Source organism: Cytobacillus sp. FSL K6-0129 (genome assembly GCF_038007625.1).
Lineage (GTDB): Bacteria > Bacillota > Bacilli > Bacillales > Cytobacillaceae > Cytobacillus > Cytobacillus kochii.
On sequence record NZ_JBBOXM010000001.1, the window covers coordinates 2,733,225 to 2,748,494 of the forward strand.

Consider the following 15,270-nt stretch of genomic DNA (forward strand, 5'->3'; position numbering starts at 1 on the left):
TACTGTTAAGGTCTCACAAAAGAAACATTCTTATGTTAAATGCCGAAAAATAGTGGTGGTGTGCACCACTATTTTTCGACATTCATGAAAAAACAGGCAAGTATCATGACTTGCCTGCTTTGATTGTTATTTAAATTACTTCTGTTTGATGCCGTATTTTTTATTGAAACGGTCAACACGTCCGCCAGCTTCAGCGAATTTTTGACGTCCAGTATAGAATGGGTGGCATTCTGAGCAAGTTTCTACACGGATTTCTTCTTGTACAGAACCCGTTTCGAATTCGTTACCGCATGCACATTTCACCATTGCTGTTTTATAGTTAGGATGAATTCCTGCTTTCATTCTTTTCATCTCCTTCCGCCCTGAATCATTCTGAAACAGAGTTATATAGTTACGGATTCACCGTAATCTTAGAAACGCACTGGAATCATTATAACAAGGTCGAGCTTAATTTGCAATCATCGATTACGAATCAGCTTTACCATTTGATTCCAAACCTAATGTGAGCGTTTTGCTTTCATCTCTTCACTCAATAAGGCAAAGAAATCCTCATTTGATTTCGTTTGCTTTAATTTTCTCATGAGTTTTTCCGCAAAATCAGGAGAATCAGTCATTGATTTACGGATTGCCCATAGTTTATCAAGATGATCCTTAGGAATCAACAATTCTTCCTTACGTGTACCAGATCGTCTAATATCAATTGCAGGGAAAATTCTTCTTTCCGCAAGCGAACGATCAAGATGCAATTCCATATTCCCCGTTCCTTTAAACTCTTCATAAATCACATCATCCATACGTGATCCCGTATCAACTAGAGCAGTAGCTAAAATGGTTAAGCTTCCGCCTTCCTCAATATTTCTTGCGGCACCGAAAAACCTTTTCGGACGGTGGAATGCGGCTGGGTCAATACCGCCTGATAACGTACGACCACTTGGAGGAATGACCAAGTTATAAGCTCTAGCTAAACGTGTAATACTATCCATTAAGATGACAACATCGCGCTTATGCTCAACTAGACGCATCGCTCTCTCTAATACGAGCTCGGCCACTTTAATATGATTTTCCGGCACTTCGTCAAATGTTGAACTAACAACATCACCAGCAACAGAGCGTTCAATATCGGTTACTTCTTCCGGTCTTTCATCAATAAGTAATACGATAAGCTCTGCTTCAGGATGATTCGTTGTAATACTGTTGGCAATTTCTTTTAACAACATCGTTTTTCCTGCTTTTGGAGGAGCGACGATTAAGCCACGTTGTCCAAAACCAACTGGTGAAATTAAGTCCATAATTCTAGTTGAAATATGTCTTGTTTTTGTCTCTAAATTCATATGACGATCAGGATATAGAGGCGTTAAACCTGGGAAATGAACACGTTCCTTTGATGTCTCTGGATCATCTCCGTTAACCGCTTCCACTTGTAACAAACCAAAATAACGTTCATTTTCCTTCGGCGGACGAACTTTACCAGAAACTTTGTCACCATTTCTTAAATCAAAGCGACGAATTTGCGATGCAGAGATATAAATATCCTCTGAACTAGGCGAATAGTTAATCGGTCTTAAGAAACCGAAACCTTCTGATTGAATGATTTCTAGAACACCTTCCATAAAGAAGTATCCTTCTTGTTCCGCTCTCGCTTTTAATATCGCAAAAATAAGTTCTTTCTTTGATAATTTACTATAATAAGAAACTTTATATTCTCTTGCATGTTCATAAAGTTCTTTCAATTTCATATTCTCTAGACTTGAAATATTTAGTCCCATTTCTACACCACTCTTTAGATTTTTCGATTATTTCCCCCATATGCTAAAGAAATAAGATTCATTATACATTCGAATATGGTTGGAAAGGAAAGTATGTTTGAGGCTTCCTGAAGTAAACGAAGAGTTTGATTTAATCAACTCTACTTTGTAATAGAGGAATGATTGGTCTTCCTTTGAAAATATCTTTTATTTTACCCCTAACCTCTATGTTAGGCAACTACATTTTATAGTAGGATATTTGGAAGGATTCTTTCTATTTTAATTTAACCTAAGAAATGCAAGGATGCACTTCTTAGGTCTATCATCAATTATTTAATTACAAGATTAGGTTTTTTCTTCAAGCTATGACGACCATCAATAAACCTTACTGTGCCCGATTTAGCACGCATAACGACAGAAGACGTCGAACCGTAAGATCCTTTAAATTGAACGCCTTTCAAAAGTTCTCCATCCGTAATACCTGTCGCAGCAAAGATTGCGTCATCGCCTTTAACTAGGTCTTCCATCAATAATACTTTGTTAACATCTAATCCCATTTTAATACATCTTTCTAGTTCCGCATCGTTTTGGGGAAGCAGTTTACCTTGCAATTCACCACCAAGACATTTCAATGCTACAGCTGCAACAACACCTTCAGGGGCACCACCTGCTCCAAATAAAATATCTACGCCTGTATGATCGAATGCCGTATTAATGGCTCCTGCTACATCACCTTCATTAATTAGCTTAATTCTAGCGCCAGCGTCACGCAATTGCTCTATAATATGTTGGTGGCGATCACGATTAAGTACAGTTGCAACAACGTCCTCAATATCTTTGTTTTTTGCTTTCGCAACAGCTCTCAAGTTATCAATCACTGGAGCATTGATATCGATTTGCCCAACCGCCTCAGGTCCAACGGCAATTTTATCCATATACATATCTGGTGCATATAGTAAGTTACCTCTATCTGCCACTGCCAGAACCGCAAGCGCATTCCAACCACCAGAGGCAACAATACTTGTACCTTCTACAGGATCGACTGCAATATCAACTTGAGGGCCAGAACCTGTTCCAAGCTCTTCGCCAATATATAGCATTGGTGCTTCATCCATTTCACCTTCACCAATCACTACTCTGCCCTGCATAGGAACTGTATTAAAGATATCTCTCATTGCTTCAGTTGCTGCACCATCAGCTTCATCTTTTAATCCACGGCCCATCCAACGAGCAGATGCTAGTGCTGCACCTTCTGTAACACGAACCAACTCCATTGATAAACTTCTTTCCATTTTTACTTCCTCCCCAATATTCACTTCGTCTCAGTATGTACTGAAATCGATGCGGAATCTAGATGTACATTTTTAACATTGTCAATTCATCATTAAGCATTATTCATTTGTTCAATTTCTTGATCAGTTAGCTTTTCTCTCCAAATCGTTGCCCCTAAACCATTGAGTTTTTCAACTAAATGACTATAACCTCTATCAATGTGATCAACGCCTGTAACCTCTGTTACACCTTCAGCCATAAGGCCTGCGATGACTAGCGCCGCTCCAGCACGTAAATCACTTGCCTTTACTTTGGCACCTTGTAACTTCATAGGGCCGTTAATAATAGCCGAACGACCTTCTACTTTAATATTGGCGTTCATTCTTCTCAATTCATCAATATGCTTAAATCTAGCCCCATATATCGTATCAGTTACCATGCTTGTTCCTTCTGCATTCGTTAACAATGCCGTTAATGGTTGCTGAAGATCGGTTGGAAAACCAGGATATACAAGTGTCTTAATATCTACTGCCTTCATTTTTTCAGCGGGACCGACAAAAATTTGATCATCACCCGCTTCAATTTGTACACCCATTTCTCTTAGCTTTGCCGTTAATGATTCAAGATGATGGGGAATAACATTATCAATTAAAACGCCCTCTCCAGAAGCTGCAGCAAGCACCATATAAGTCCCTGCTTCAATACGATCAGGAATAATTGTATGTTGGCATCCATGGAGCTGATCTACACCGTCAATACGGATGACATCAGTACCTGCGCCTTTTATTTTTGCACCCATATTATTCAGCAATGTAGCAACATCAATAATTTCAGGTTCTTTAGCCGCATTTTCTATAACCGTACGACCCTTTGCCTTTACAGCAGCGAGCATAATATTAATGGTTGCACCAACACTGACGACATCTAAATAAATACGTGCACCTCTTAGTTCATCTGCACGTAAATAAATCGCGCCTTGTTCATTTGTTACACTTGCGCCGAGTGCCTCAAAACCCTTAATATGCTGATCAATCGGTCTCGGTCCTAAATGACAACCACCCGGAAGTCCAATGACCGCTTTATTAAATCGTCCAAGCATGGCCCCCATTAAATAATAAGAAGCACGAAGCTTTTTCACCTTGCCATTAGGCATAGGCATGGAGATCATTGCAGAAGGATCAACCTGCATATCTCCATCAGCGAATGTTACTTCACCACCGATTTCCTCTAGTAAACCTTTTAAGATTTGCACATCCGAAATATCTGGTAAACCTTCTATTGTTACAGGCGAATCTGCTAGTATTGTTGCCGGTATTAAGGCAACTGCACTATTCTTCGCGCCGCTAATTCTCACTGTTCCTTTTAATGGGTACCCGCCTGCAATCATAAGCTTTTCCATTTTGAACTCCCTTCTAAGCCGTTAACGCAACCCCTTTATAGAGGATGCTCTATAAGAATAAGCTTGTCCTATGTGGAATCTTTTGCTCTATCAGTCATAAAACAAACCCGCATTTTTAAAAAACACAGGTGTAATCTACATTACCATTGTTGTCTATCTATTGAAAAAATAAGCATCTTTATGTTAACATGTCTAACAATTTTTAAAAAGCTCACATATGATAGGCATTTAGATGCATCTTCCTTCTCCTATTTTACACCATAACAATTGGAAATGTAGTTGTTGTTTCGAATTGTTATGAATATGTAAATTTTTAAGGAAACATTTGCATCATGGATTCATTCACCGATGGAAATTGTTGACTAATGAGTTTTCCGAGAGTCAAGAGGGATTGAATTGAGAAGTTGCTTTAAATAAGCTTAAGAAACCGTTGAATGAACAACGGCTTCTTTTCTATTTTATGCCTTGTTAGCAGAACCAAACTCGCGCATTTTCCCAATTACTGTTGCTTTAATTGCTTCACGAGCAGGCCCTAAATATTTACGTGGATCGTACATTTTTTCATCTGCTGCAAGGACTTCACGTACTTTTTTCGCAGATGCAATTTGGTTCTCTGTATTTACGTTAATCTTTGCTGTTCCTAGAGAAATTGCTCTTTGAATATCTTTCGTTGGGATACCTGTCCCACCATGCAATACAAGTGGTACACCTGTTAAGCCACGAATTTCTTCCATTTCTGTAAACCCTAAGTTAGGCTCACCTTTGTATGGTCCATGAACAGACCCAAGAGCAGGCGCTAAGCAGTCAATCCCTGTTCTCTGAACTAATTCTTCACATTCTTTTGCATCTGCATAAATAACGCCATCTGCAACAACGTCATCTTCTTGTCCACCAACAGTGCCAAGCTCAGCCTCAACAGATACTCCTTTTGAATGCGCATATTCTACTACTTTAGAAGTGATTTCGATATTTTGCTCAAATGGATCATGAGAAGCATCAATCATAACAGAAGTAAATCCTGCATCGATTGCTTCTTTACATTTATCATAACTTGAACCATGATCAAGATGAATGGCCACTGGAACAGTAATATTATAGTCTTCCATTAGACCTTCTACCATTTTAACAACCGTTTTAAATCCACCCATATAACGACCTGCACCCTCAGAAACACCAAGAATTACAGGTGATTTTTCTTCCTCAGCTGCTTGTAAAATTGCTTGTGTAAACTCTAAATTATTTAAGTTGAATTGACCAACTGCATAGCCCTCTGCATTTGCTTTTTTCAACATTTCAGTCATAGAAACTAAAGGCATATGTAAAAATCCTCCTTGTCTTATTCACTTCAGTCATTCCTTTTAAAGGATTTCCTTCCAGCTACATGTTTATGTACCCTAATAGCTCTCCATCAAACGGAAAAAATGAAATGAACATATAAATTCCATTTGTATCATACCAAAATGTGCAGAGAAAATCTATGATTAGGTTATAACTTTTCATAAATAAGATGTACTATTAATTAAAAAAGGCATAATTGTATAACCTTATTTAGGTACTGGTAAATATTTCTTAACTGCCGCCCGAATGTCATCTATGTCGAATGGTTTAGCAAAATGTGTTAAAGCACCTAAATCTTTTGCCTCTTGAATCATATCTAATTCTCCATAAGCAGTCATAATGATGACTCTTATATCATGATGCCCTTCTCTCATTCTCTTTAGAATTTCAATCCCATCCATACCTGGGATTTTCATATCTAATAATACTAAGTCTGGGTCATGCTTCGCTACAATATCAAGAGCTTGAATTCCGTTTGCTGCTTGGTACGTTTCATAGCCCTCCTTCTGTAAAACTTCATTTAATAGAATCCTTATACCAAACTGATCATCGACAATCAATATTTTCCCTTTCATAATACACCCCATTCTCGTTTAATCAAGAATACTTAATGTTTTTAAATTCGACCCTAAGTGTTTTTTTCCTGCATTTGTTAGGAAAATAACTAGAATGAGTCATCGCCGTTAATTGCTATATTTCGACAAGTTGATGGTTCTCTTTTCGTTGTGTATCAATCAATTACTGTAGCACCAAAAAACCAAAGTGAGCAGCCTGATTATTTTGTGATTTCGTCTTATTTCAATATAATGATAATATTGGGAGAAGTACAGGAGGAATTATTAATGTTAAAGATTTTTTCTACACAATTATTCGGTTTATTTAAAAAATGGCAAGACAATCATGAAGAATCAATAGAAGATGCTGCTCGAATTTTAGCTCAAGCGAGTGTCGGTGAGGGCCATATATATATTTACGGAAAACAGGAGATGCAAGCTGTCGGTATCGAAGCAACTGAGGGAGTAGATGCACTGGCAAACGCAAAAGTCTGGGACTCTTCTGCATCATTTGACGATATCTCAGCTAGTGACCGTTTTCTCATTATCACCAGAGAGAGTGATGACAAGGAAGCACTCCTATTAGCACAACATTTGAGTAATCAATTCATACCTTTTGCAACAATAAGTGCCCTTCCATCTGATAACACGGAGCAATTAGCCTCCTATTCCGATGTACATTTCGACTTACAACTGAAGCAAGGACTTGTTCCAAATGAAAACGGGGAACGAGTTGGTTATCCATCTGCGATAGGAGCATTATTTATCTATCATGGAATTAAATTTACGTTAGACGAGATATTAGCAGATTATTAATATGTGTATTTATATGAGGCAAGGGATTCCATTTTGACGGGGTTCCTTTCTTTTTTTTATATGTTATAGAAGGGCTCATTTCTCGGGCGCATATATTCTTAACTACACAACGGCTTTGAAATAAATGATTAGTGTTTGTTTCATTGTCTCTTTAAACCAATATTACTTTTCTTTGCAAGTGTGAAGCGATTCTAAATTATTTACTGTGAACTTTTTTGTTTCGTTCATACATTTTTCAGTGACAAATTTACGATATACACTGATACATGTTTCTTTCTCTTTCTGAATGACATGCGGGCCTCTTTTGTAAAGCGCTCACCTTTAGTGTTCCTTCTGAGTGACTTGCAAATCCCTTTTGCGAAGCGCTCACCTTTGGTTTTCTCTCTGAGTGACTTGCAAACCCCTTTTGCGAAGCGCTCACCTTTGCTTTTCTCTCTGAGTGACTTGCAAACCCCTTTTGCGAAGCGCTCACCTTTGCTTTTCTCTCTGAGTGACTTGCAAACCCCTTTTGCGAAGCGCTCACCTTTGCTTTTCTCTCTGAGTGACTTGCAAACCCCTTTTGCGAAGCGCTCACCTTTGCTTTTCTCTCTGAGTGACTTGCAAACCCCTTTTGCGAAGCGCTCACCTTTGCTTTTCTCTCCGAGTGACTTGCAAATCCCTTTTGCGAAGCGCTCACCTTTGCTTTTCTCTCTGAGTGACTTGCAAACCCCTTTTGTAAAGCGCTCACCTTTGGTTTTCTCTCCGAGTGACTTGCAAACCCCTTTTGCGAAGCGCTCACCTTTGGTTTTCTCTCCGAGTGACTTGCAAATCCCTTTTGCGAAGCGCTCACCTTTGGTTTTTCCTTCTGAGTAACGTCATACCACTTACAGAAGCTAGCTTCATGAAGATTGATTGTAATAAAAATACCAAATTTTATTTTTGTACCCTTTTGAATTCTTGATTTTACACAAAAAAAGGAAGAGATCCGGAAATCTCCTCCTTATAACAATTTATTCATTGATATTGATTGTAGCACCGACAAAGTCACGGAAAAGTGGTTGTGGACGTGTTGGTCTAGATGTGAATTCTGGATGGAATTGAGATGCCACGAACCATGGGTGATCTTTCAATTCAATGATTTCTACTAGTCGACCATCTGGGCTTGTACCAGAGAAGACAAGACCCTTTTCTTCCATTTCTTGACGGTAGTGATTATTAAATTCATAACGGTGACGATGACGTTCGTAAACGACTTCATCTTGGTATGCTTCATAAGCAGCTGTACCTTCTTCTAGTTTGCATGCTTGTAAGCCTAAACGTAGTGTACCACCTAAATCTTCAACATCTTTTTGTTCAGGTAAAAGGTCAATGATTGGGTGGTTCGTTTCAGGATTGATTTCCGCTGAGTGTGCACCATCTAATCCAAGAACGTTACGAGCAAATTCAACAGTAGCCAGTTGCATACCCAGACAAATGCCTAAGAATGGTTTATTGTTTTCACGGGCATATTGTGTTGCTAGGATTTTTCCTTCAATCCCACGATCCCCAAATCCACCTGGTACAAGAACACCGTCAACATCCCCTAAAAGTTCAGCAACATTTTCTTTAGTGACATGCTCTGCATTGATCCATTTTACATCAATATCTGCATCATGTGCATAACCTGCATGTTTTAATGCTTCAACAACAGAAATATAAGCATCTTGAAGAGCAACGTATTTCCCTACAAGTGCAATTTTTGTTTTCTTCGTTAAGTGAAGCACTTTGTCTACAAGTTGTTTCCACTCAGTCATATCTGCTTCTGCACAATCTAATTTCATCTCTTTGCATACACGTTTATCTAAGCCTTGTTCTTGTAAAGCTAATGGAATAGTGTAAAGTGTTTCAGCGTCTCTACATTCAATAACGGCTTCTTTATCAATATCACAGAAGAGTGCAAGCTTGTCTTTCATTTCTTGAGAGATAGGCATTTCTGTACGGACAACGACAACATTTGGTTGAATACCTAAGCTTCTTAATTCTTTTACACTGTGTTGTGTCGGCTTTGTTTTCATTTCTCCAGCCGCTTTAATATACGGCACCAATGTACAATGAATATACATAACATTATCTCGGCCGATATCACTCTTAATTTGGCGAATCGCCTCTAGGAATGGTAATGATTCGATATCACCGACAGTTCCACCGATTTCAGTAATAACGACATCTGCATTCGTTTCATGTCCCGCACGGAAAACTTTATCTTTAATTTCATTTGTAACATGAGGGATTACTTGAACCGTTCCTCCGTTATAATCTCCACGACGCTCTTTACGTAGAACCGTTGAGTAGATCTTCCCAGTTGTTACACTGCTGTATTTAGTTAAGTTTATGTCTACGAAACGCTCATAGTGACCTAAGTCTAAATCCGTTTCTGCGCCATCTCCTGTTACATAAACTTCACCGTGTTGATAAGGACTCATTGTACCTGGGTCCACATTGATATACGGGTCAAACTTTTGTATCGTTACGCTAAGCCCTCTATTTTTTAACAAACGTCCTAAAGATGCTGCAACGATTCCTTTACCTAATGACGAAACAACGCCGCCTGTAACAAAAATATATTTTGTCATAAATGATTCCCCCTTAACTATTCATAGCTTGTGCATTTATCCTTTGTTTAAAAAGATGAATCTTATCTTTCATAAAAAATTGTCCCATGCACGACCTTTTATTTGAAAAACTTGGTAGAAGCAGCACATGCTCAACTATCAAGCCTTACTCAAAAAAATAAAAAGCGCCCCGCTTACTTTAATTAAGTAAGGGAGCGCTTTTAGCGTATCAATTTATGATCGTTCCTTTTTAAAGGAGCCCAAAAATGATTCTACAAGGCTACAAGAAAAAAGTCAAGGCTATTATTTTCTGTCCTCATCGTCTTCATCTTCATCTAAATCATCATCTTCTAAATCATCGATGAGATCATCGTCTTCATCGAAATCTTCTTCGATATCTTCATCGTCATCGTCTTCATCATCAAGAAGATCATCCACATCATCGTCTTCATCTAGATCATCGTAATCCTCTAAATCATCGTAATCGATGTCTTCTTCTTCAAAATCTTCCTCTTCCTCATCTATTACAGATTTTTTCGCCTTTTTCTTCTTCGGCTTAATAACTGTAACAACTTCCTCTTCATACTGTTCTACAGGGTACCAAGCACGCAGTCCCCAACGATTGTCTCCAAGACCAATGAAATGCCCTTCGATATTTAAATCTGTATAGAACTGGGCAATCTTCTCTTGGAATTCTTTTTCACTAAGATCCAAAAGGTTTTTTAATTCACTCACAATGTCAGCAAACGCCAAAGGCTCTTTTCTTTCATTTAATAATTCATGAGCCACTTCAATTAATGCCATTTCTTTTAATTGCTCTTTTGAGTATCCTTTTAAACTCAAGACCAGCACTTCCTTTCCCTATATCAAGCTATGTATTAGCAACATGTAATCAAATATTTCGTGCCTAATAGTATAACGCTAAAAATAAAAAAGACAACCTAAACATACTCGTCCAATCTCTAGGTTACAAGCAGCGGTGCCTTCTTAAAAGAAAAAAACGCATATTCTTCATTATAAACAAATTATTAGTGTTTATGCTACCTTTAACGATAAGTTTTCCTACTTTTTACATTGACCTTCGAGTTGTCTCTCCTTTTGATACAATCTTATTGCTAAAAGAGTAAAAAAGACAGACAACAAAAAGAAGGGGATGGCCCCTAGTTGTATTGAATAAAGATATCGTGCACATATGATAAACACTATGAATGCAAAAACAATCATAATTTGCTTCACACTCGCACCCACCTTAAAAAACAAAATCCATACCGATACTATTATATGATGATGGTTAGCAATTGTATATCTTATTTACTCAAGAAATTTTGTTGAATACGATCACTTTACTCCATTGTACCCAATTTATTCATTCCGGAAAAGTCAATGAATAAAATATCCTCTCTAGACGTTTAAAAACCCGAACTCACCTTTTAACATTTTTAGATGGTCCGGGTTATTATTCAATTATGACAATTTACATATTCCGTCTGTATTGTCCGCCCACTTCATATAATGCATTTGTTATCTGTCCTAAACTTGCTACGTTGACCGTTTCCATTAGTTCGTCAAAAATATTCCCACCGCTTACTGCAACCTCTTTTAATCGTTGCAGTGCTTCTTGAGCAACTGCTTGATTTCTTTCTTGGAAAAGTTGCAGATTACGTATTTGTGTTTCTTTTTCTTCTTTAGATGCCCTGGCAATCTCCATACTGTCAACTGCATCATCTGCTGGTGGATTTGGATTGATATACGTATTGACACCAATAATCGGCAGCTCTCCTGTATGTTTTTTCATTTCATAATACATCGATTCATCTTGAATTTTACCGCGTTGATATTGTGTCTCCATCGCACCTAGTACGCCACCGCGATCATTCATTCGCTCAAATTCAACCAATACTTGCTCTTCGACTAAATCTGTTAATTCATCAATAATGAATGCACCTTGTAAAGGATTTTCATTTTTAGACAATCCATGTTCCTTAGTAATTATCATTTGGATAGCCATCGCTCGCCTAACTGATTCTTCTGTCGGTGTTGTAATCGCCTCGTCATATGCATTAGTATGAAGAGAATTACAATTATCTTGGAGTGCCATTAATGCTTGCAGCGTTGTACGAATATCATTAAAGTCTATTTCTTGTGCATGTAAAGAACGACCAGACGTTTGAATGTGGTATTTTAATTTTTGACTTCTCTCAATTGCACCATATTTGTCGCGCATAACCGTCGCCCATATACGTCTCGCGACTCGACCGAGAACAGTGTATTCTGGGTCTAAACCGTTCGAGAAGAAAAATGAAAGGTTTGGCGCAAAGTCATTGATATTCATCCCTCTGCTTAAATAATATTCCACATAAGTAAAACCGTTGGCTAAGGTAAACGCCAATTGAGAGATAGGGTTCGCTCCCGCCTCGGCAATATGATAGCCTGAAATGGAAACAGAATAATAATTTCGAACCTTTTGATCAATAAAATATTGTTGAATATCTCCCATCATTCTTAAGGCAAACTCAGTGGAGAATATGCAAGTATTCTGGCCTTGGTCTTCTTTTAAAATATCAGCCTGAACGGTTCCGCGTACAGTTTGTAAAGTGAAAGCTCTGACTTCTGCAAACTCTTCTACTGTGAGATTCCTACCTAATTCTTTTTCTTTCTTTTCAACTTGCTGAGAAATGGCTGTGTTCATAAACATCGCTAGGATGATAGGGGCCGGACCATTTATTGTCATAGAGACAGAAGTCGTTGGGTGACAAAGATCAAAGCCCGCATAGAGCTTCCTCATATCATCAAGTGTACAAATACTAACGCCACTCTCTCCTACTTTTCCATATATATCTGGGCGATAGTCCGGGTCTTCTCCATATAAAGTAACTGAATCAAAAGCTGTACTTAATCGCTTCGCATCGTCATCTTTAGATAAATAATGAAAACGACGGTTGGTTCTTTCAGGTGTACCTTCACCTGCAAATTGTCTCTTCGGATCTTCTCCTTCTCGTTTAAAAGGGAAAACACCAGCTGTATAAGGGAAAGAGCCTGGTACATTTTCTTTATAAACCCACTTGATAATTTCCCCGTAATCTTTATAACTCGGTAGAGCCACTTTCGGGATCTCTAAGCCAGATAAGCTCTTCGTCCGCAGAATAGTTACTATCTCTTTATCTCTTATTTTTGTGACAAACTTATCACCTTTGTATTGCTCTCTTAACTGCTCCCAACCTTCTAATATCTTCTTAGATTCAATTGTTAATTGTTCATATGTCTTATCTTTTAACATTTGCAGGGCACTGTGCGCACTTGTATCTTTTTCTTCAGATAACATGGTCATTGCACCCTCTAGCTGAAAAAGCTTTCTTGCTAAATCCGCTTGTTCTTCGGCTTTTTTATGATAGGTGCGTACCGTATCAGAAACTTCTCTTAAATAGTAACGTTGATCATTCGGAATGATGACATTTTGTTTTTCTACATCAGCCGTTTTCTCATAAGTGGTTACCCAATTTAAACCCGCTTGTTTATTTATGATTTCAACAAGATTAGCAAATACGGCATTCGTGCCCGGGTCATTAAATTGACTGGCAATCGTACCGAAGACAGGCATGTCATCAAGTTCTTTTTCAAATAGCATGTGACTGCGCTGATATTGCTTTTGCACTTGTCTTTTCGCATCTTCCGACCCTTTACGTTCAAATTTATTGATAACAATTAAATCAGCATAATCAATCATATCAATCTTTTCTAACTGTGAAGGAGCGCCAAATTCACTAGTCATCACATACATAGAGACATCACAAATATCCGTAATACCTGCATCCCCTTGACCGATACCACTTGTTTCGACAATGACTAAATCAAAACCAGCAGCTTTTACTACTGAAATCGCATCCTTAATAGCCAGTGACAATTCACTTCTCGCTTTTCTTGTTGCCAGGCTTCGCATATAGACTCTCGGATGAAAAATCGCATTCATTCTTATCCGATCTCCGAGTAATGCCCCACCTGTTTTTTGTTTTGTCGGATCAACTGAAAGAATAGCTACTTTCTTATCAGGGATATCATGGATAAACCTTCTAATTAGTTCATCCGTTAATGAACTTTTACCCGCTCCCCCTGTTCCAGTGATACCAACGACTGGGACTTGTTTCTCTAGTTTCTTCACTTTATCCATTACGGGATCCAGACTGGCCGCAAGTTCTTTCTCTAAACTAATGTGATGTTCGGCGATTGTAATTAACCTTGCTATCGAGTTCACATTGCCTTCTGGAAGCTTCTTAACTAGGTTATCATCTTGTTGAGTAAACGTAGGAAAATCACATTCTTCTAGCATTTCATTGATCATTCCTTGCAAGCCATTCTTTCTGCCGTCTTCAGGTGAAAAAATTCTTGCTATCCCATATTCGTGCAATTCTCTAATTTCACGTGGAATAATAACGCCTCCACCGCCACCATAGATGCGAATGTGAGGTGCTCCCTTTTCTTGTAAGAGGTCATACATGTACTTGAAATATTCAACATGACCTCCTTGATAGGAAGACATGGCAATTCCTTGGACATCCTCTTGTATGGCAGCATTCACTACTTCTTCAACTGACCGATTATGCCCAAGATGAATGACCTCTGCCCCGCTCGCTTGAATAATACGCCTCATGATATTAATAGATGCATCATGACCATCAAATAAACTTGAAGCTGTTACAAATCGGACATGATTCTTTGGTTTATAAACCTCTATCGTACTCATGGATAAATCCTCCTCTTCATCCAGCATTAATCATCACTGTTCTTTCTTTCGGTGAAGGTAATCTTAGTTGTGAAAATATTTTATTTTCAGTTATTTTTACAGTTAATCTATTATCGTTTCTCTGCATGAATTGCTTGAAAAAGTAAATCTGTTTGTAGTTCAATGTATTCCTCAATCGTAAACATTCTTTGTAATGACCAACGCCTAAACGCCCACATTTGTCCTTGGACAAAAATATTATGAGCGATCATCTTGACCTTTGTCTCAGGTAATGAAAGCTCTCCATTTTCTATGCAAAGAACGATTACTTTCTCAAACATTGCCACCATTTCAATTTCTTTTTCTAAAACATAAGGTAACGCGTCTTTCGATAAAGACTTTACTTCCTGATACATCACTAGCACTTCATCCTGCATACCATCAACGACTCGGAAATAATCTGCTATCCCTTGTCTCAGGCTATCAATCGTTCCCTTTTTTGTGTCTAGCCCCTTTTGTAGATGCTCTCGAACCTTATCATAAATACTGTCACAGACAAGATATAGTACGTCTTCTTTTGTTCCGATATATTCATATAATGTACCAATACTAAATCCAGAAGCTTTCGCAATCTCTCTTGTCGTCGTTCGGTGGAACCCCTTTTCGATGAATAGGTTCACCGCGCCTTTGATCATTTGATCTCTTCTTTTTTTTACAAGCTTTTCATCTTTGACAGAGGCCTGTACTTCTCTCTTTGACATGATTATCTACCGTCCTTTTATACCCTCCATCCATGTTGATGACTGTATAAACCTCTCTTTACTTAATGGATCTATGAGAAGAATCATTTAATGCGGGG

General features: G+C 38.2%; 12 protein-coding genes. 1 reads left to right on the forward strand and 11 read right to left on the reverse strand.

Going from position 1 to position 15,270, the window contains the following annotated elements; translation table 11 throughout:
• Positions 1–135: 135 nt before the first annotated feature.
• The 6 genes from rpmE to MHI57_RS13695 form a co-directional block, all read right to left on the reverse strand.
• Positions 136–342: a 50S ribosomal protein L31 gene (rpmE, locus tag MHI57_RS13670; RefSeq protein WP_095371567.1), complete on the reverse strand. Its 207-nt coding sequence runs from the start codon at positions 340–342 to the stop codon at positions 136–138.
• Between the two features lie 155 nt (positions 343–497).
• A complete protein-coding gene (rho, locus tag MHI57_RS13675) occupies positions 498–1,766 on the reverse strand; it encodes a transcription termination factor Rho (RefSeq protein WP_095371566.1) in 1,269 nt (422 codons plus the stop codon).
• 308 nt (positions 1,767–2,074) lie between these two features.
• Entirely contained in the window at positions 2,075–3,037 is a 963-nt protein-coding gene (glpX, locus tag MHI57_RS13680; protein WP_095371565.1) for a class II fructose-bisphosphatase, read from the reverse strand.
• 92 nt (positions 3,038–3,129) lie between these two features.
• The gene (locus tag MHI57_RS13685) at positions 3,130–4,416 is read right to left on the reverse strand and encodes a UDP-N-acetylglucosamine 1-carboxyvinyltransferase (RefSeq protein WP_095371564.1); all 1,287 of its coding nucleotides are present in this window, start codon (positions 4,414–4,416) and stop codon (positions 3,130–3,132) included.
• Between the two features lie 458 nt (positions 4,417–4,874).
• Entirely contained in the window at positions 4,875–5,732 is an 858-nt protein-coding gene (locus MHI57_RS13690) for a class II fructose-bisphosphate aldolase (RefSeq protein ID WP_095371563.1), read from the reverse strand.
• A gap of 228 nt (positions 5,733–5,960) precedes the next feature.
• Complete coding sequence (locus MHI57_RS13695) at positions 5,961–6,329, reverse strand: response regulator (protein ID WP_095371562.1); 369 nt, start codon at positions 6,327–6,329, stop codon at positions 5,961–5,963.
• Positions 6,330–6,596: 267 nt separating this feature from the next.
• On the opposite strand from MHI57_RS13695, the gene MHI57_RS13700 reads away from it, so the two are divergent.
• Positions 6,597–7,124 (forward strand): DUF2529 domain-containing protein, encoded by a 528-nt coding sequence (locus MHI57_RS13700; RefSeq protein ID WP_340976852.1) that lies wholly within the window; start codon positions 6,597–6,599, stop codon positions 7,122–7,124.
• 247 nt (positions 7,125–7,371) lie between these two features.
• Here MHI57_RS13700 and MHI57_RS13705 read toward each other — a convergent pair whose 3' ends face one another.
• From MHI57_RS13705 to MHI57_RS13725, 5 genes are all read right to left on the reverse strand, one after another.
• Positions 7,372–7,953: a hypothetical protein gene (locus MHI57_RS13705; RefSeq protein ID WP_340976853.1), complete on the reverse strand. Its 582-nt coding sequence runs from the start codon at positions 7,951–7,953 to the stop codon at positions 7,372–7,374.
• A gap of 160 nt (positions 7,954–8,113) precedes the next feature.
• Entirely contained in the window at positions 8,114–9,715 is a 1,602-nt protein-coding gene (locus tag MHI57_RS13710; protein WP_095371561.1) for a CTP synthase, read from the reverse strand.
• A gap of 282 nt (positions 9,716–9,997) precedes the next feature.
• On the reverse strand, positions 9,998–10,537 hold the full coding sequence (gene rpoE / locus MHI57_RS13715) for a DNA-directed RNA polymerase subunit delta (protein WP_095371560.1): 540 nt from the start codon (positions 10,535–10,537) through the stop codon (positions 9,998–10,000).
• A gap of 631 nt (positions 10,538–11,168) precedes the next feature.
• Positions 11,169–14,432 carry a fused isobutyryl-CoA mutase/GTPase IcmF gene (gene icmF / locus MHI57_RS13720; protein WP_340976857.1) on the reverse strand — a complete coding sequence of 1,088 codons (3,264 nt, stop codon included), beginning with the start codon at positions 14,430–14,432 and terminating at the stop codon, positions 11,169–11,171.
• A gap of 110 nt (positions 14,433–14,542) precedes the next feature.
• Positions 14,543–15,172: a TetR/AcrR family transcriptional regulator gene (locus MHI57_RS13725; protein WP_095371558.1), complete on the reverse strand. Its 630-nt coding sequence runs from the start codon at positions 15,170–15,172 to the stop codon at positions 14,543–14,545.
• Positions 15,173–15,270: the final 98 nt, after the last annotated feature.